Source organism: Desulfolithobacter sp., from assembly GCF_054025815.1.
Genome location: NZ_JBPMMS010000025.1, coordinates 23,191 through 40,366 on the forward strand (window position 1 = coordinate 23,191; position 17,176 = coordinate 40,366).

Genomic DNA, 17,176 nt, shown 5'->3' on the forward strand with positions numbered 1-17,176 from the left:
AGGTAGAGAGACGATGCTTAAACGGGAACTGGTTAATGAAGTTGCTGAGCAGCTGGGCGGGTACTACAAACAGGATATCGCCCGGGCAGTGGACATTATCCTGGAAGAAATATCCCAGGCGCTGGTTGATGGACGCCGGGTGGAAATCCGTGGTTTTGGCAGTTTTTCCGTCCGGACGCGCAAGCCGCGCACAACCAAGAATCCGAAGACAGGCAAAATGATGAATATTCCTGCCCGCAAAACACTTCATTTCACCATGAGTAAATCACTCAAGGAAGTGCTTATCGAGGAGTAATAGCAGGAAACCAGGTCTTGGCCGGGGCTGCTCTGTTGGCCCCGGCTTTTTTATTTTTTTAACACCAAAGTTCAGTACCCACAGCACCTCCGCCAAAAAGGATAACAACGCTTTCCCTGGAAAAATAAGTTGTCTCTTTTTTGTCGAATTCCACTGTTCGCAGCAAGAGTGGAGAGAGCCGGGAGGAAAGAAGAGGCAGGTTATGCTATGCTCCTGCTACAGGAATGCGGAGATGTCGCCCTTGCCCTCGCGCAGGATCTCTGGCTGATCGTCGACGAGGGAGATTATGGTGGACGGGTTGGGAAAGACTTCGCCGCCGTCGATTATGAGATCCACCTGGGAGCCGAATCGGTCGGCCACATCATAGGCATCGATCACAGGCTCGTCATCGTCCTCGCGCATGGCCGAAGTGTTGAGAACCGGGTTGCCCAAGGCCTCGATGATGGCCAGACATATGGAATTGTCCGGCACCCTGATGCCAACGGTCTTCTGCCTGGTCAGCATGATTTTCGGCACCAGCTTGGTTCCGGGCAGAACAAATGTGTAAGGACCGGGCAGGTTCTTGCGCATCAACCGGTAGGCCGTATTGCCCACATGACTGTACCTGGCGATGTCCTTCAGATCCGGACACATGAAAGAGAACGGTTTGTGTTTGGGCCGTTTCTTGATCTGATAGACCCGCTTGACCGCCTTCTGATTGAAGATATCGCAGCCGATGCCGTACATGGTGTCAGTGGGATAACAGATGACTCCGCCTCTCTTGAGAACATCGGCAACACGGGCGATGAGCCGGGGCTGGGGATTGTATGGATTTATTTCGAGTAATGAAGCCATGGAAAAATGCGGGTGAACCCTGGCAGCCGGTTACGTGGTCGCCGAACCGGACGAAGCCTTCTGATTACAGTGCAAGGTCAAATAAAGCAGGAATCTCCCGCCAGTGCCAGAGATATTTTTCACAACCCCGTTTTCTTTTACCGTGTAACATGCTACACTGCCGATAGGAATAGTTACTACCTAACCAGCATGGACCTACCGTACCCTGGTAGTCGTCAGTTACCCACGATCGATGAAAACTCCTTCGGCCCCAACGGATCCGGGGAGATTTTTAACCAAAAGGAGTTCCAATGTTCAACGAGGATATCCCGCCGGCATATACCTTTGACGATGTTCTTCTCATACCCGCGGCTTCCGAGGTTCTGCCATCGGAGGTCTCGCTGGCCACCCGCCTCACCGACAAGATCAAGCTCAACGCCCCCTTGATCAGCGCGGCCATGGACACGGTCACCGAGCACCGCACCGCCATTGCCATGGCCCGGGAAGGCGGCATAGGTATCATCCACAAGAATATGAGTATCAGTGACCAGGCCCGGGAAGTGGAGCGGGTCAAGAAGTCGGAATACGGTATGATCATCGACCCGGTCACGGTTACGGAAGATCAGTCGGTAGCCGACGTCCAGAATATCATGCGTACCTACAAGATTTCCGGTCTTCCGGTACTCAAGAAGGAAAAACTGGTCGGTATCGTCACCAACCGCGACTTGCGCTTTGTCTCGGACGACAACCTGAAGGTGCGCGATGTCATGACCTCCAAAAACCTGATCACCGCACCGGTGGGTATCGATCTTGAGCACTCCAAGGCCCTGCTTCACGAGCATCGCATCGAAAAACTGCTCGTTGTCGACGAAGAGGGCAACCTCAAGGGATTGATCACCATCAAGGATATAGAGAAGCTGAAAAAATACCCCAATGCAGCCAAGGACGATATCGGCCGGCTGCTGGTGGGCGCTGCCATCGGCATCTCCGGCGACATGCAGGAACGGACCAAGGCCCTGGTGGACGCAGGTGTGGACGTGGTGGTGCTCGACTCGGCCCACGGCCATTCGGCCGGGGTCATCAAGGCCCTGGAGATGATCAAGAATCTCTTTCCCGACCTGCAGGTGATCGCCGGCAATGTGGCCACCGCCGAAGGCACGGCCGATCTGATCAGGGCCGGAGCCAACGCGGTGAAGGTCGGGGTCGGCCCCGGATCCATCTGCACCACCCGTATCGTTGCCGGTGTCGGTGTGCCCCAGCTCACCGCGCTCAAGAACTGCACCGAAGAGGCCAGAAAACACGGTATCCCGGTCATTGCCGACGGCGGCATCAAGTTTTCCGGCGATATCTGCAAGGCCATCGGTATCGGCGCCCATACGGTCATGGTCGGCTCGCTCTTTGCCGGCACTGACGAAACCCCGGGAGAAACCTTCCTCTACCAGGGGCGTAAATACAAAGGTTATCGTGGAATGGGGTCGCTTGGCGCCATGAAGGAAGGCTCCTCGGACCGCTATTTCCAGAAAAAGGAAAGTTCCAAGCTGGTGCCCGAGGGCATCGAGGGAAAGGTCCCCTACCGGGGTCCAATCTCCGAGATGATCTACCAGCTCCTGGGCGGTCTGCGCTCCGGCATGGGCTACGTAGGCGCGGCAACCATTGAAGAGCTGCACAAGCGGGCCCGCTTTGTCCGCATCTCACCGGCCGGGCTGCGGGAATCCCATGTCCATGATGTCATCATCACCCGGGAAGCACCCAACTACAGAACAGAGAGCATCTAATCCGCCGCAGGCCGGCACCGATGCCAACCGACCACCCTGATACCCTCATTACGTGACCCCATGGCAACACATACTGAAAAGATACTGATCCTCGATTTCGGCTCCCAGACGACCCAGCTCATAGCCCGGCGCATCCGGGAGCAAAAGGTCTACAGCGAAATCCACCCCTACAGCCTGTCCCTGGAAGAAATCAAGGCGCTCAAGCCGTCAGGTATTGTCCTTTCCGGCGGACCGGCCTCGGTCTACGACGACGACGCACCCATTTCCGATCCGGGCATCTTCGAACTCGACACCCCGGTGCTCGGCATATGCTACGGCGCCCAGTTGATGATGCAGCAGCTCGGAGGTCGAGTGGAGAAGGCGGAGAAAAGGGAGTTCGGCAAGGCCGAGCTTTCCATCGAGTACACCGGAGGTATCTTTGCCGGTATGGAAACACCGCCCATTCACTACCAGGTCTGGATGAGTCACGGAGACCGGATTGAGGTGCTGGCTCCGGGATTCGAGGTCACGGCCACCAGCCCGCATTCGCCCTGTGCCGCTCTCAGGCACCGGGAAAAACCCCTTGTTGCGGTCCAATTTCATCCCGAAGTCGCCCATACCCTGATAGGCACCGATGTTCTGCGAAATTTCATCTTCGGCATCTGCGGCTGCACACCTTCGTGGACCATGCACTCCTTCATCGACACCACGGTTCAGGAAATCCGCCACAAGGTGGGAGACGACCGGGTCATATGCGCCCTGTCCGGCGGAGTTGATTCATCGGTGACCGCTGCCCTGGTCCACCGTGCCATCGGCGATCAGCTGACCTGTATCTACGTCAACAACGGGCTCATGCGAACCGGGGAGTCGGAAAGCGTGCTTCGGTTCTTCCGCCAGAAAACCAGCCTCAAGGTCATCGACGTAGACGCTACTGACTACTTTCTCGACCAGCTCAAGGGAGTGGCCGATCCAGAGGAAAAACGCAAACGCATCGGCTACGGATTCATCAAAATTTTCGAGGAAGAGGCGAAAAAACTAGGCGAAGTCAAATACCTGGCCCAGGGAACTCTTTACCCTGATGTCATCGAGTCGGTGGAATTCCGTGGTAAGGCCCCCATCAAGTCGCACCATAACGTGGGTGGCCTGCCCGAGCGCATGCAGCTGGACCTGATCGAACCGCTGCGGGAACTGTTCAAGGATGAGGTTCGGGAACTGGGCCTGGAGCTTGGCCTGCCCGAGGAGGCTATCTACCGCCAGCCCTTCCCCGGACCGGGGCTCGGAATCCGAATCATGGGCGAGGTCACGGCCGAACGGCTCAACATCCTTCGCCAGGCCGATGTCATTGTTCTGGACGAATTCAAGAAAGAAGGTTGGTACCGGAAGGTATGGCAGTCCTTTGCCGTGCTTCTCCCTATCCAGACCGTAGGGGTCATGGGCGATGGCCGTACGTATGAGCATGTGATCGCCATCCGCTGCGTGGACAGCAAGGACGCCATGACCGCGGACTGGTCCCGGGTGGACTACGACCTGCTGGGCCGGATATCCAACCGGATCATAAACGAGGTCCGCGGCGTGAACCGGGTGGTCTACGACATTTCCTCCAAGCCCCCTTCCACCATCGAGTGGGAATAAAAACAAGATACCGGGAGAAAAGAGCACAGAGACAGCGGATATTTTCTTTTCACCCCTCGTCCGGAGCACCGACTCCTCAAAGAATATGCTCAAAACCGGAATATACGTCGACGCCGAGAATATCAAAATGTGTGGCGGGTACGGCATGCGCTACGACGTGCTTGTCGACCTGGCCAGCTCGGGCCGCTCCGTGATGTTGCGCGCCAACTGCTACCTGGCCGAAGACCGGGAGCGAACCACGCGTGACCAGGAGTATCGCCACAAGGTCTATGCCTATCATGACATTCTCCGCCAGTGCGGGTTCAAGATCATCAAGAAATATGTCCGCCGCTACCAGGACGAGGACGGCAACGTCACCACCAAGGCCAACGCCGACATGGACCTGGCTATCGATGCTCTGCTCCAGGCCCGCAACCTGGACCGGGTGATCCTGCTCACCGGTGATTCCGATTTCATCCGCCTGGTCATTGCCCTCCAGAACATGGGCTGCCGGGTGGAGGTCATCGGCTTCCGCAACGTCAGCCATGAACTCAAGGAAGTGGCGGACGCTTACTTTTCCGGGTACCTGATACCGGGTCTGCTGCCAATCCAGCAGGGCGGCAGCGTCCAGAATGACGAGTGGCAGCGGGGCACGGTGACCAGCTTCCACCCGGATCGCGGTTTTGGTTTTTTCCGGTATTATGACATGGTCGATGGGATCCTGATTCCGCAGACAGTATTTTTTCACCTGTCCCAGTCTTCACTGGACGGAGATTACCACTTTCAGGACGCCTCCCAGATCTTTGAATTTCGGGTCGTCGACAATCCAGCCAACAACAACCGGTCCGAAGCCAGAGACATACGGCTGGTACGCGAAAACTGAGCCGGCAGCAGGAAAAAAGTATGTGGAACGTCATAGTGGATAACGACAGATGTCAGGGCTGTAGAACCTGTGTGGATGCCTGCCCCGGCGAAGTATACGAGATAGTGGATAACCTGGCCAGACCGGTCAGGATGGACGACTGCCACGGCTGCCATACCTGCGAAGCACTCTGTGAGCATGATGCCTGCCATATCGAGGCCCGGTAACGGAACCGCTTTCCTGTCCGTCCCTCTGTACCACGGGCCGACAGTGCCGGTACCGGCTGTGGTGCTCCCATAACCCTGGAACCTGTTTCCCATGCATATTGATCTCCTTTTTGACCTGGATGGCACCCTGTGCGATCCTCGAACCGGTATAGTCCGCAGTTTCAACCATGCCTTGCGTGTTCTCGACCGGCCGGAACTGCCGGCAGAAGAACTGGAGCAGTTCATCGGCCCGCCCCTGGAACAGGCTTTCGAGACGCTCCTGCCCGGCGGCGACGAAACCGCGATAACCCGGGCTGTGGCCGCGTTCCGCGAACAGTATGTCGCCACCGGCTGGAAAGAGAACATGGTCTACGCCGGTGTTCACGAGGTCCTGCAGGAACTGCGGAACAAGGGCTATACCATGGCGGTCTGCACGGCCAAGCGTACCGGTGTCGCCACCATGATCCTGGAGCATTTCCAGCTTAGCCCCTATTTTGCCGGGGTGTTTGGCGCCGACCTTGCCGCGACCAAGTCGCGCCTGATCGCCCGCCTGATCGAAAACAATCTGTGTACCGATTCTACCTGGATGATCGGCGACCGGTGTTACGACATTCTTGCGGCGACGGATAACGGCCTGCGGTCCGTCGGAGTACTCTGGGGCTACGGCCCGGCAGAAGAACTGGAACTGTGCCTCCCCAGTCTTTTTGCCCGCCAGCCGCACGACCTGAAAAACATTCATTTTTCATGACATTTTGATCCAAAAGGGCTATTTTTCTGAATTGCGTGTCATCGCGGTTCCCTATATGATCCAGAGCGGACACACAATCCATCCTCAGTGCACCAAGGTACGTCATGATTTCTGTTATCATTCCGATATACAACGAAAAAGACTCCATAGATCCCCTGCAGCGAGATATAGAGCGGGTAATGAAAGCACTGGCGCAAGACTATGAGATTCTGTTCGTCGATGATGGCAGTACCGATGGCTCCACCGAGCTTATCCGCGAAAAAGAGGCCGCCAGCCCGGTAATACGAGCCATCTTCTTCCGCAAGAATTTCGGTAAATCAGCGGCCCTCAACGCCGGTTTCCAGGCATCCAGGGGAGAAATCATCTTGACCCTGGACGGAGATCTGCAGGATGACCCCGAAGAGATACCCAAATTTCTGGCCAAGATAAACGAGGGATATGACCTGGTGACCGGCTGGAAGGTGAAGCGCAAGGATCCGCTGGAGAAACGGCTGCCCTCCAAACTGTTTAATGCCATTACCTCCAGGATGAGCGGCCTCAACCTGCGGGACTACAACTGCGGTTTCAAGTGTTACCGCCGGGAAGTAATCGAGGAAATCCGTCTGTACGGTGAACTGCACCGTTTTATCCCCTTCCTGGCCCACAAAAAGGGTTTCCGGGTGGCGGAGATTCCGGTGAAGCACCATGCCCGCCGGTTCGGGAGTTCCAAGTTCGGCCTGGAACGATATTTCCGCGGCTTTTTCGACCTGTTGACCGTAGTCTTCATTACCAACTACCTGACCCGGCCCATTCATTTTCTCGGCGGCATCAGCACGATCTTTTTCGGCAGCGGAGTGGCGATATTCAGTTATCTCTTCTTTGGGCGCTGGATTCACGGCCAGTCCATTGGTACCAGCCCGCTTTTCAGCATATCCATCTTTCTGCTCGGAACCGGTATACAGATTTTCACCGTAGGACTGGTGGCGGAACTCATTGTCCACAACCGTGAACGCGATAACATCCAGAACTATTCCATACGCAAATAATCACCTTGAAACTCATTAAATTTTTCACATCTTCAAGTATCGGCACCGGGGTCGACTTCACCATCTATACCGTGCTGTCCACCTTTCTCTTTCCGCCGGTCGCCAACCTGATCAGCGCCGGAGCCGGCATGGTGACCAACTACATCATCCAGCGCCGCTTTGTCTTTGAGGCCTCGAGGTCCATACCGGTTTCCTTCATTCTCTCGGTGCTGTTTTCCCTGGGCGGGATCGGACTGGGCACCCTGTTCATCTATATCCTGATCCACATTCCGGTCATGCGCCAGCAACCGGTCATGGCCAAGATCATCAGTACGGCCATCATTTTTTTCTACAACTACGAAACAAAGAAAATCGCTTTTGGTGACACAAAGGAGCGGTCTGTTGCGTCCAATTACTGATTTCATCCTCCAGCGATTTCCCCTTTTCATCGGTTTCTATTTTCTCGCCCACCTGTTCCTGCGCCTTGCGAGCAACAACACCCTCACCATCGACGAATCTGAGCAGATGCTGGTATCCCAGTATTTCAGCCTGGGCTACAATGCCCAGCCGCCACTCTACACCTGGATTCAGATCCTGTTCTTCAGGATCTTCGGCCAGTCGATCCTGGCCATTGCCCTGCTCAAGAATCTTTTTCTCTACCTGCTCTATATTTTCACCTGGCTCAGCGCCAGGGAAATCAGCCGGGACAGACTGGTGGCCACCCTGTCGGCGCTTTCCCTGATCCTCCTCTTTCAGATCGCCTGGGTGGCCCAGATCGACCAGATCCATTCGGCGGCAGTTACCACGACCGGTGCGGCGGCCCTTTATTTCTTCCTGCGTCTGGTCAACCACGGCAGGGCTGTGGATTACCTGATTTTCGGACTGGTCGCCGGCTGCGGCCTGTTGTTCAAGTACAACTTCCTTCTCCTGCTCCTGGCCATGGGCCTCACCTGTTTGTCCATGGCCGAACTGCGACCCAGGATCCTGACCCGGAAGGTCTTTTTGGCCTTGGGACCAATCATTCTCATCATCCTGCCTCACACCCTGTGGTTCATCCAGCACACCGGCCTGGCCACTGGAGAAACCATCCAGCGGATGAATATGGACGATATCGGCCACCCGGTCCAGGACCGGCTCCGCGGCATGGCCGATCTGCTCAAGGCCAGCCTGGCCTTTGTCAGTCCCTTCTGGCTTGTCTTCCTGCTCCTGTTTCGCAAAGGTCTGGGACCCAGCCGTTATCCCCGAAGCAAAATCCTCGGCTCTATCCTGATCTGGACTGTCGTCCTCCTTGTCCTCATCATCATGGCCAGCGGTATATCAAACATCAAAGAGCGATGGCTGCAACCCTACCTTTTCTTCTTTCCTCTCTGGTGTCTGCTCCATGTCCACAAATCGGAGCTGCGCACCAGGGCGACAAAACTTGCAGCCACCGCGGCTGTCTTCATGTCCCTGGTTCTTCTTGTCATCCCGCTGCGCCTGGTCACCATAGATCTCACAGGAAAACCACACCGGGAGAATTACCCGTTCAAACAGCTTGCCGAGCGGATTCAAACCCGGGGAATCAAGCCGCAGCTTATCGTTGCCCAGGACATGTTCATCGCCGGCAACCTGCGCCTTTTTTTTCCGCAAACCCTGGTCCGCACGCCCGCCATACCCGGGGCTCCGCTCCCTGAAACGGAAACGATTCTCCTGGTCTGGCACAATCACAAGCCACCGCTGGCCCGGAAAATTCTGGACCTGGAGAACTATCAGTGCACGGAATACGAAGAGAGCATTCCTTTCAAATTTTCCCGCAAACTGTTCTACAGGCCACACTACCTGGTCTGCAGAAACCTGAACCTGAATTAAATGTTCCAGGCCATGACACCTCGCCCACCCTTCCCTGCAGACTTCCAATGAAGACCGAATCCTCCGACGGCACCACCGGACCCAAAAGCCCCATACCGGCTGTCACCACCGGCCACCTTGTCCTGGCCGGAGATATCGGCGCGACCAAGTCGGATCTCTGCCTGTGCCGGGAAACAACATCGGGGCTGGTGACAGTTCGGGAACAGAAATACCGCAACCGGGAGTGGAACTGCCTGGAGGACATTATCGATGACTTTCTCTCAACGGATCCGGAAAAGCCCAAAAGCGCCTGTTTCGGGATAGCCGGTCCCATCAGGGACAGCCGGGTACGGATGACCAACCTTGGCTGGACCCTGGACGCTGCCAGTCTCCAGAGCCGGTTTCATATCAGTCGGGTGGAACTGATCAACGACCTGGTGGCTCTGGCCCTGGGTACCCTGGAACTGACTTCCAGAGATCTCAAGCCCATAAACTGCGGCCAGCCTGATCCTGCCGGTGCCACAGGCGTGCTCGCGCCGGGAACCGGCCTGGGAGAGGCATTCATCCTTCGCCTGCCCACCGGGCCCCTGCCCTGCGGCTCTGAAGGGGGCCACGTGGGTTTCGCCCCCTGCGACGAGTTACAGATCAGGCTGCTGCGGTATCTCAGGCAGCGAAAAACGCACGTCAGTGTGGAAGATGTCTGTTCGGGACAGGCCATTCCACTGCTCTATGAATTTCTCTGCAGGGAAAGTGGAAATAGCAGCAAACCGCCTGCTGACCATGATCCGGATACCGGACCGACAGCGGCCATTGTCCAGGCAGCGCGCAACAGCCTGGAGGGACGAAAGGATGGCTGCGACCTGGCGGTCCGGGCACTGGAGCTCTTCTGGGACATCCTGGCCGCCGAGGCTGCCAACCTGACTCTCAAGGTGCTCTGCTGGGGCGGGATTTATATCGGCGGCGGCATGCCGCCCCGGATTCTCCCCTTTCTCAAGCCTGCCCGGTTCCTGGACTGTTTTGCCCGCGGGGTGTATCGGGATCTGCTGAATGCGGTCCCGATCCATGTTATCCTGAACCCGAAAACCGGCCTGCTCGGAGCCGCCTCCCGGGCCAGGGATATGCTCCGGGAAGAAAGCCCCTGAACCGAGAACCAGTCATTTTTCCGCGATGCAGCGTACAACGGTCTACAAAATCACTCTTTCCGTCACGGTTCTGGTCCTCCTGGGCCTGTTCTATCTCCTGGAACTGAACCAGCACCTCACCCTGGACACGCTCAAGGCACGGCAGGGCGAGCTCTCCGCGCTGGTCGCCCGCCACCGGGGCATCATGATCATTACTTATATGATCACCTACATCGTTATCATCGGACTGTCCCTGCCCGGAGCAGTGGTCCTGACCCTGGCCGGGGGAGCCATGTTCGGTTTGGTCACCGGCACCATAGTGGTCTCCTTTGCCTCGACCATCGGCGCGACCCTGGCCTGCCTGGCGGCCCGGTACCTGCTGCGGGACTGGGTCCGAAGCCGGTTCAGGGACAGGCTGCGAACAATAAACAAAGGCATGGCCCGCGAAGGCGCTCTTTATCTCTTTTCCCTGCGCCTGGTCCCGGTCTTCCCCTTTTTCCTCATCAACCTGGCCATGGGCCTGACCTCTATCCGGCTCACCACCTTCTATCTCGTCTCACAGCTCGGCATGCTGCCGGCGACCATCGTCTATGTCAATGCGGGGCGACAGCTCGCCCGGATTCAGTCACCGGCAGATGTCCTCTCCCCGGGGTTACTGATCTCCTTTGCCCTCCTGGGTCTTTTACCCCTGGCCGCCCGCAAACTGCTGGATCTCTACCGTCGATCACGGCGTCCTTCCTGAGGGTCATCCCTGCCCCCGAAAAAAACCGGCAGGCAGCGGTCTCCGGAAACATGGCCTTCATTCGTGCAATGACCTTGACGGCCCTGACACAAAGTATAATTGTATGAGTTGTGCGAAACGAATACCTGCACATCAGCGATCTGTGGATTGTGGTGCACCGTCGTCCCTGGATCAGATAAACCCGATAACCAGTAAACCAGCCTGGCTGGACCATATCAGAGAGCGGTCCAGCCTCGACAAACCATGAAAACCACCCTTGAACTGTCTACACTTGTGGTGGTTTTCGGATAACCAATGGAGCACATCATGAACACACAACACCAGCGGTCGAGGATGAGCGTGATCGCCGCGTTCTTCCTCTGTTTTTCCCTTCTGCTTTCCGGCCCCGTGCAGGCAGATAGCCACAGCGACGATATTGACATGCTTGCCCGCTCGGCCAAGGCTTTTGCCTCGGTGGTAAAAAAGGCTGCCCCGGCCGTGGTCCATGTCCGGGTGGAAAAAACTGTCCAGGGCCGACAGGGCGGACCCCAGGGGCCCAATCCATTTGATTTTTTCAACGATCCATTCTTCGAGCGGTTCTTCGGACCCCAGTTCCGCCATCCCCAGCCGCGACAACGCAAATTCAAGCAGCAGGCCGCAGGCTCGGGATTCATCATCTCCAGCGACGGATATATCCTGACCAATAATCACGTGGTCGAAGACGCTGACAATATCACCGTCCGCACGGCGGACAAAAGGGAGTTCAAGGCCAGGATCATTGGCACCGATCCACAATCGGACGTAGCTCTGATCAAGATCGACGGAGAGAACCTGCCGGTCCTGCCGCTGGGAGACTCGGACAGGCTGGAAGTGGGTGAATGGGTTATCGCCATTGGCAGTCCCTTTGAGCTCAGCCAGACTGTCACCGTGGGCGTGGTAAGCGCCAAGGGCCGTTCCGGAATCGGCCTCAACGATTACGAAAACTTTATCCAGACCGATGCCGCAATCAACCCCGGCAATTCCGGCGGTCCACTGCTCAACATCCACGGTGAGGCGATAGGCATCAATACCGCCATATTTTCCCGCTCCGGCGGCTACATGGGTATTGGGTTCGCTATTCCCATAAACATGGTAAAAGCTATCGAAAAACAGCTGCAGAAAAACGGTAAAGTCGTCCGGGGATGGCTGGGCGTGGTAATCCAGGACGTCAATGAAGACCTGGCAAAATCCTTTGAGCTGAAAACCGCCAGCGGTGTCCTGGTCTCTGAGGTGACCGAGAAATCACCGGCGGCCAGGGCCGGCCTCCAGCAGGGAGACGTGATCATTGCCCTGGACGGAAAGAAAATCAAGGACGTGGCTGAGCTGCGCAACCGCATCGCCCTCACTGCCCCCGGCAGCGATGTGACCCTGACCATTATCCGGGATGGCCGGGAAAAGAGCCTCCAGGTAACCATCGGCGAACAACCCTCTGACTTCGGCAGCATTGCCTCAAGAGGCCCGACCGGAGACACCGTGCTCAAGGAATTGGGCCTGACCCTGCAGAACCTGAACGATATGCTGGCCCAACAGTTCGGCTACGAAAAAGACCAGGGCGTGCTGATCGCCGACGTGGCGCCGGACAGCCCGGCAGACCGGGCCGGCCTCCAGCCGGGCCAGCTCATCGAAGAGGTGAACAAGGTCCGGGTTCACAATATCAGGGAGCTGAAAAAGGCCCTGAAACGGTCCCGACCTTCCAAGCAGATCCTCCTGCGGATCCGGGCTGGTGAATACAGCCGATATGTGGTCCTGCGGTCGGAATAATTCCCCTCCTGCCACCGGAAACGGCGCCGAATTGCGGCGCCGTTTTTTTAAGGTACAGCCTTCCACCGGATGGGCACCGCAGAGGAAAAAAATATGGAAATACAGTCTATTGACGAACTGAAGCAGGCCCTGCGCGACTTCTCGGCCCGTCGGGACTGGAACCAGTTTCACACCCCAAAGAATCTGGCCATGGCTCTGATCGTCGAGGCGGCCGAACTGGTGGAACAGTTCCAGTGGCTCTCACCGGAAGAAAGCATGAATCCTGATCCTGAACGACGTGAGGCAGTGGCCCGGGAGATGGCCGATGTGCTGATCTACCTGGTGCGGCTGGCCGACCGGCTGGACATCAATCTGCTGGAGGCGGCCGGGCAAAAGATCGTCCTCAATGCCAAAAAATATCCAGCCAGGGTGACTCGCAGCCAGGGTGACACGGCCGCCAGGCCGGAGACCGCCCCATGATGACCCCCCGGGAGGCTGCGGCCTGTTTTGTCCCTCCCGGCCGTGTCGACATCCTGAGCCCACTGGGCAACGGCAATATCAATGATACCTGGCTGCTGCAACTGACAACCGGGGAACAGCAGGTCCTGCAGCGGCTCAATCCAGCTGTATTCACTAGGCCGCAAGATGTTATAAGGAACGTGCGGCTGGTCACCACCCATCTCCAAAAACGACTCCGTAACCTGGCCGCGGTCTGTACATTGATCCCTACCACGGAAGGAAAGTACGCGGTGGTCGATGACGACGGCTCCTGCTGGCGTCTGCTCACCCATATCGGTCACACCAGGTGTCTGAACAACCTCGACAACAAAGACCAGGCCCGGGAGATCGGCCGGATGCTTGGTCTCTTCCACCGGGGTCTTGCCGATCTGGAACCCCACCTGCTGACCGATCCCCTGCCCGGCTTCCACGACACGATGGCCATTCTTGCCCGATACCATGCCCGGTTGGCCCGCTCGGAACTGAAAAACCATATGGAGAAGGATTGCCAGTGCTTCATAGAGGCCAGGGACGGGCTCACCACGGTCCTGGACCGCGCGGACCGGCAGAAAAAGCTCAGACACCAGGTGGTCCACGGTGATCCCAAGGTAGCCAACTTTCTCTTTGCCAAGGATTCGGACACCGTGGTCAGCCTCATCGACCTGGATACGGTCCGTCCGGGCCTGCTGCTCCATGACCTAGGCGACTGTCTCCGTTCCGCCTGTAACCCGGCCGGGGAAGAGGTGGACGATCCGGAGACAGTCTTTTTTGACCGGCAGATATTTCAAGGTGTACTGCGGGGATATTTCGCCCGGGCCGGCTCCCTTCTGCAAGCAGACGACCTCGACCACCTGGTGGACAGCGCCCGAATCCTGGCCTTTGAGCTGGGTATCCGTTTTTTTTCAGATCATCTGGCGGGAAATCGCTATTTCAAGGTACAATACGAGCAACAGAACCTGCTGCGGGCCAGAATCCAGTTCGCCCTGGTCCGGTCCATCGAAGAGCAGGAACAGGACCTGCGGGAGTGCGTGGCCTCCCTGTCGACGTTCTGATCCCCCAGTCCCCCGCACCCTGGAGCATCCCATGATTATCGGCATCCTCAAAGAGATCAAGACCGACGAGTACCGGGTATCCATGACTCCGGCCGGCGTGGAAATCCTCCACCAGTCCGGGCACGAAATCCTGGTGGAAAAAAACGGCGGCATCGGCTCCGCCTTTACCAACGAGGAATACGTGGCCCATGGGGCGCAGATCGTCGATACCCCGGAGGAGATCTATCGAAGGGCCGATATGGTCATGCATGTCAAGGAGCCGCAGCCCTCGGAATACCCCCTGCTGCGCCGGGGGCAGATTCTCTTTACCTACCTGCACCTCGCGGCCAGCGAGGACCTGACCCGGGCCCTGATGAACAGTGGTGCGGTCTGCATCGCTTATGAAACCATTCAGAAAGAAAACGGCTCCCTGCCGCTGCTCACGCCCATGAGCGAGGTGGCCGGCCGCATGTCGGTCCAGGAAGGGGCCAAGTACCTGGAAATGGCCCATGGTGGACTCGGGGTCCTGCTCGGCGGGGTGACCGGGGTGGACCCGGGCAACGTGCTGATCATCGGCGGCGGGGTGGTGGGCGTGAACGCGGCCCGGGTGGCCTGCGGCCTGGGCGCCAAGGTAACCATCCTGGACACCAATATTGACCGGCTCAGATACCTCTCCGACATCATGCCCAGAAACTGTTTTCCGCTCATGTCTAGCCCGGCGGCGATCCGCGACCTGATCCAGCGGGCTGACGTGGTCATAGGCGCCGTCCTGATCCCTGGAGCCAAGACTCCGAACCTGGTGACCAGGGGCATGCTGGCCACCATGAAGCCCGGGGCGGTAATGGTGGACGTGGCCATTGATCAGGGGGGCTGTTTCGAAACATCCCGCCCGACCACCCATCGCAACCCGGTCTTCAAGGTAGACGGTATTATACATTACTGTGTTTCCAACATGCCAGGCGCAGTACCCAAGACCTCCACCCAGGCCCTGACCAACGCCACCCTGCCCTATGTTGTGCAGATTGCCGACAAGGGCTGGCAGCGGGCCATGCGGGAAAACAGCGAGATTGCCCTGGGTGCCAACGTTGTGCTGGGCCGGATCACCTGCAGAAATGTTGCCGAAACCTTTGGGATCGAATACGTTCCCCTGGAAGAGCTTCTCTGATCCCCGGGTGTCGGGCCAACCAGGATTCACTGGAGACACAGACTGCTCGCTCTATACATCAAAAAAATCCAGACAAACGGAGCCGTAGATGAACATCAGCGAAGGAAAACAGGTATCCATCGAGTACACAGTAACCCTGGACACCAGCGAAACCATTGACACCAACGTCGGCCAGGAGCCGTTGACCTACACCCAAGGCGCAGGCGAGATCATTCCGGGCCTGGAAAAAGCCGTGGAAGGAATGACGGCCGGCGAGAGCATGACCACCACCATTGATCCAGAAGATGCCTATGGACCGACCAACCCGGAGGCACTGGTGGAGGTTCCCCGGGACCATCTGCCGCCCGAGGCGTGGGAAGTTGGTGCCCAGCTCCGGGCCGAAGGACCGGACGGGCAGACCGTGGAAGGGGTGGTAGCCGAACTCAGGGACGAGACTGCCATTGTTGACTTCAATCATCCCCTGGCCGGCAAGACTCTCCATTTCGAAGTCAAAATTATCGACGTCCAGTAAGACCATCGCCAGGCCCTGTTTCCAGGCCCTGAGCCGGGCCTGGAAACACAATTCTTCGCGGCAGGGAATCAGGTGGCGCTGCGCAGAGATTTACGGACAAAAAGCAACAGTCGGCCAAGGCTCAACTCGCCGGCAAAACCACGCCACCGGTTTCTGAACACCTCGGAAAACGGTGTCGGCCGCACCGCCAGGGCCGTACCAAAGGCCATCTTCCTGGCCGCCAGCCGGAAATCCTCCATGGTTTGAACGCGATATCCACCCAGGGAGGCCAACAGGGACGGGACGCAACAGGCCGGCAGTTCGTGCCGCTGCCAGCCGCCGGGCAGTTCCATGAAAAATTGCATCCCCCGGCGATGCACCCGGTTGCCCATGACCACTGTCTGCACCAGGTCTTCCGCCGGAATAGCCGGCCTGGAAAAATCGATAATAACACTGTTTTCCGGAATCCGTCTGTGGAGCCGGCAGGCCATGAAATCCCGCCCCCTGGGCAGAAGATTGATCACAAAATCAACCCGCTGCAGACGACGAGCGGTTTCCTGTTCATCCAAGAGCCTCACATCACCCCTGCGGGTATATCGGACATCGACCATCACAGTCCGATAGCCTTCCGCACCAAGATTGCTCTCCAGCAGCTCACCCAGTTCTCCACCGCCAAGGATAGCCACCGAAACCTTCCAGGGTCGGTTTTGGCCCCTGGCCGCCATGTGATTGACCGCCTCCTGGATACTGAAAATATTACCCATGGTGGAACTGTACACGGGCGGTTCAATGGGAATGTTATGACGTTTTTCAAAGATCGGCCCTAACTGTCCGGCCAGTCCGACAGCCCGGGCACCTGTAAGTTTCCTGATCCACAACATCCGTCGGAGTATGGCCTCGGCCTTATGTCGGTTTTTCCTGAGCATAAGCTGCATGGGCGGATCAGGAATCACGAAATAAATCCCCGCCGGCAGCCAGCCATCCATTATGAATCCGGCCGGGGTGGGACGAGCGGAAAAAAACCGCCTCAGCCAGGAAATGTTGGGGCAAAGTTCATTACACTCGGTATCGTCGGTGGGATAGACGAGGAACAGGGTTTTGATCATTCCAGTCCGGCCAAGGGCCCAGATCAGCAGCCAGAGCGGCCAGCGCAGGATCAGGCCGTAGACCAGAAAGACAGACTGGCGCAGAGATCTCTTCATGGTGTCCTCCTTTATCTTTGTTTTCGCGTGACCACCTCACCCCTCCAGT

At 57.4% G+C, this 17,176-nt stretch carries 18 protein-coding genes; 16 read left to right on the forward strand and 2 right to left on the reverse strand.

Annotation, left to right across the window (positions count from 1 at the left end):
- Positions 1-13: 13 nt before the first annotated feature.
- A complete protein-coding gene (locus ACXJJY_RS06925; protein WP_267927241.1) occupies positions 14-295 on the forward strand; it encodes an HU family DNA-binding protein in 282 nt (93 codons plus the stop codon).
- Between the two features lie 216 nt (positions 296-511).
- On the opposite strand, the gene ACXJJY_RS06930 is transcribed toward ACXJJY_RS06925, so the two are convergent.
- Positions 512-1,129 carry an L-threonylcarbamoyladenylate synthase gene (locus ACXJJY_RS06930; RefSeq protein WP_456386305.1) on the reverse strand — a complete coding sequence of 206 codons (618 nt, stop codon included), beginning with the start codon at positions 1,127-1,129 and terminating at the stop codon, positions 512-514.
- A 290-nt stretch (positions 1,130-1,419) separates the two neighbouring features.
- On the opposite strand from ACXJJY_RS06930, the gene guaB reads away from it, so the two are divergent.
- The 15 genes from guaB to ACXJJY_RS07005 all read left to right on the forward strand — a co-directional run bounded on the left by guaB (position 1,420) and on the right by ACXJJY_RS07005 (position 15,946).
- Entirely contained in the window at positions 1,420-2,883 is a 1,464-nt protein-coding gene (gene guaB / locus ACXJJY_RS06935) for an IMP dehydrogenase (RefSeq protein WP_456386307.1), read from the forward strand.
- Positions 2,884-2,943: 60 nt separating this feature from the next.
- Positions 2,944-4,494 (forward strand): glutamine-hydrolyzing GMP synthase, encoded by a 1,551-nt coding sequence (gene guaA / locus ACXJJY_RS06940; protein ID WP_456386309.1) that lies wholly within the window; start codon positions 2,944-2,946, stop codon positions 4,492-4,494.
- An 85-nt stretch (positions 4,495-4,579) separates the two neighbouring features.
- Positions 4,580-5,356 (forward strand): LabA-like NYN domain-containing protein, encoded by a 777-nt coding sequence (locus ACXJJY_RS06945; protein ID WP_456386311.1) that lies wholly within the window; start codon positions 4,580-4,582, stop codon positions 5,354-5,356.
- Between the two features lie 20 nt (positions 5,357-5,376).
- Positions 5,377-5,562 carry a 4Fe-4S dicluster domain-containing protein gene (locus ACXJJY_RS06950; protein WP_456386313.1) on the forward strand — a complete coding sequence of 62 codons (186 nt, stop codon included), beginning with the start codon at positions 5,377-5,379 and terminating at the stop codon, positions 5,560-5,562.
- A gap of 91 nt (positions 5,563-5,653) precedes the next feature.
- Positions 5,654-6,289 (forward strand): HAD hydrolase-like protein, encoded by a 636-nt coding sequence (locus ACXJJY_RS06955; RefSeq protein WP_456386315.1) that lies wholly within the window; start codon positions 5,654-5,656, stop codon positions 6,287-6,289.
- 104 nt (positions 6,290-6,393) lie between these two features.
- Positions 6,394-7,314, forward strand: a complete 921-nt coding sequence (locus ACXJJY_RS06960) for a glycosyltransferase family 2 protein (RefSeq protein WP_456386317.1) — start codon at positions 6,394-6,396, stop codon at positions 7,312-7,314.
- A gap of 5 nt (positions 7,315-7,319) precedes the next feature.
- The gene (locus ACXJJY_RS06965; protein WP_456386319.1) at positions 7,320-7,712 is read left to right on the forward strand and encodes a GtrA family protein; all 393 of its coding nucleotides are present in this window, start codon (positions 7,320-7,322) and stop codon (positions 7,710-7,712) included.
- Entirely contained in the window at positions 7,696-9,141 is a 1,446-nt protein-coding gene (locus ACXJJY_RS06970) for a glycosyltransferase family 39 protein (RefSeq protein ID WP_456386321.1), read from the forward strand. Before ACXJJY_RS06965 ends, ACXJJY_RS06970 begins: the two co-directional genes overlap by 17 nt.
- 47 nt (positions 9,142-9,188) lie before the next feature.
- On the forward strand, positions 9,189-10,262 hold the full coding sequence (gene glk, locus ACXJJY_RS06975; RefSeq protein WP_456386323.1) for a glucokinase: 1,074 nt from the start codon (positions 9,189-9,191) through the stop codon (positions 10,260-10,262).
- Positions 10,263-10,287: 25 nt separating this feature from the next.
- A complete protein-coding gene (locus ACXJJY_RS06980; protein WP_456386325.1) occupies positions 10,288-10,983 on the forward strand; it encodes a TVP38/TMEM64 family protein in 696 nt (231 codons plus the stop codon).
- A gap of 306 nt (positions 10,984-11,289) precedes the next feature.
- Complete coding sequence (locus ACXJJY_RS06985) at positions 11,290-12,762, forward strand: DegQ family serine endoprotease (protein ID WP_456386327.1); 1,473 nt, start codon at positions 11,290-11,292, stop codon at positions 12,760-12,762.
- Between the two features lie 93 nt (positions 12,763-12,855).
- Positions 12,856-13,221, forward strand: a complete 366-nt coding sequence (locus ACXJJY_RS06990) for a nucleotide pyrophosphohydrolase (RefSeq protein WP_456386329.1) — start codon at positions 12,856-12,858, stop codon at positions 13,219-13,221.
- Positions 13,218-14,291 (forward strand): phosphotransferase enzyme family protein, encoded by a 1,074-nt coding sequence (locus tag ACXJJY_RS06995; protein WP_456386331.1) that lies wholly within the window; start codon positions 13,218-13,220, stop codon positions 14,289-14,291. The genes ACXJJY_RS06990 and ACXJJY_RS06995 overlap by 4 nt, the downstream gene beginning before the upstream one ends.
- A 31-nt stretch (positions 14,292-14,322) precedes the next feature.
- Positions 14,323-15,435 carry an alanine dehydrogenase gene (ald, locus tag ACXJJY_RS07000; RefSeq protein ID WP_456386333.1) on the forward strand — a complete coding sequence of 371 codons (1,113 nt, stop codon included), beginning with the start codon at positions 14,323-14,325 and terminating at the stop codon, positions 15,433-15,435.
- Positions 15,436-15,523: 88 nt separating this feature from the next.
- The gene (locus ACXJJY_RS07005; RefSeq protein WP_456386335.1) at positions 15,524-15,946 is read left to right on the forward strand and encodes an FKBP-type peptidyl-prolyl cis-trans isomerase; all 423 of its coding nucleotides are present in this window, start codon (positions 15,524-15,526) and stop codon (positions 15,944-15,946) included.
- 68 nt (positions 15,947-16,014) lie between these two features.
- Here the strand turns inward: ACXJJY_RS07005 and ACXJJY_RS07010 are convergent, their stop codons facing one another.
- Positions 16,015-17,127 (reverse strand): hypothetical protein, encoded by a 1,113-nt coding sequence (locus tag ACXJJY_RS07010; RefSeq protein ID WP_456386337.1) that lies wholly within the window; start codon positions 17,125-17,127, stop codon positions 16,015-16,017.
- Between the last annotated feature and the right edge of the window lie 49 nt (positions 17,128-17,176).

Excerpts from the sequence above, each read along its gene's own strand:
- ACXJJY_RS06960 (WP_456386317.1), top strand. The coding sequence starts at position 6,394 with ATGATTTCTGTTATCATTCCGATATACAACGAAAAAGACTCCATAGAT.
- ACXJJY_RS07010 (WP_456386337.1), bottom strand. The coding sequence starts at position 17,127 with ATGAAGAGATCTCTGCGCCAGTCTGTCTTTCTGGTCTACGGCCTGATC.
- ACXJJY_RS06950 (WP_456386313.1), top strand. The coding sequence starts at position 5,377 with ATGTGGAACGTCATAGTGGATAACGACAGATGTCAGGGCTGTAGAACC.
- ald (WP_456386333.1), top strand. The coding sequence starts at position 14,323 with ATGATTATCGGCATCCTCAAAGAGATCAAGACCGACGAGTACCGGGTA.
- ACXJJY_RS06990 (WP_456386329.1), top strand. The coding sequence starts at position 12,856 with ATGGAAATACAGTCTATTGACGAACTGAAGCAGGCCCTGCGCGACTTC.
- ACXJJY_RS06925 (WP_267927241.1), top strand. The coding sequence starts at position 14 with ATGCTTAAACGGGAACTGGTTAATGAAGTTGCTGAGCAGCTGGGCGGG.
- ACXJJY_RS06930 (WP_456386305.1), bottom strand. The coding sequence starts at position 1,129 with ATGGCTTCATTACTCGAAATAAATCCATACAATCCCCAGCCCCGGCTC.
- glk (WP_456386323.1), top strand. The coding sequence starts at position 9,189 with ATGAAGACCGAATCCTCCGACGGCACCACCGGACCCAAAAGCCCCATA.
- ACXJJY_RS06945 (WP_456386311.1), top strand. The coding sequence starts at position 4,580 with ATGCTCAAAACCGGAATATACGTCGACGCCGAGAATATCAAAATGTGT.
- ACXJJY_RS06980 (WP_456386325.1), top strand. The coding sequence starts at position 10,288 with ATGCAGCGTACAACGGTCTACAAAATCACTCTTTCCGTCACGGTTCTG.
- guaB (WP_456386307.1), top strand. The coding sequence starts at position 1,420 with ATGTTCAACGAGGATATCCCGCCGGCATATACCTTTGACGATGTTCTT.
- ACXJJY_RS06995 (WP_456386331.1), top strand. The coding sequence starts at position 13,218 with ATGATGACCCCCCGGGAGGCTGCGGCCTGTTTTGTCCCTCCCGGCCGT.
- ACXJJY_RS06955 (WP_456386315.1), top strand. The coding sequence starts at position 5,654 with ATGCATATTGATCTCCTTTTTGACCTGGATGGCACCCTGTGCGATCCT.
- guaA (WP_456386309.1), top strand. The coding sequence starts at position 2,944 with ATGGCAACACATACTGAAAAGATACTGATCCTCGATTTCGGCTCCCAG.
- ACXJJY_RS06985 (WP_456386327.1), top strand. The coding sequence starts at position 11,290 with ATGAACACACAACACCAGCGGTCGAGGATGAGCGTGATCGCCGCGTTC.
- ACXJJY_RS07005 (WP_456386335.1), top strand. The coding sequence starts at position 15,524 with ATGAACATCAGCGAAGGAAAACAGGTATCCATCGAGTACACAGTAACC.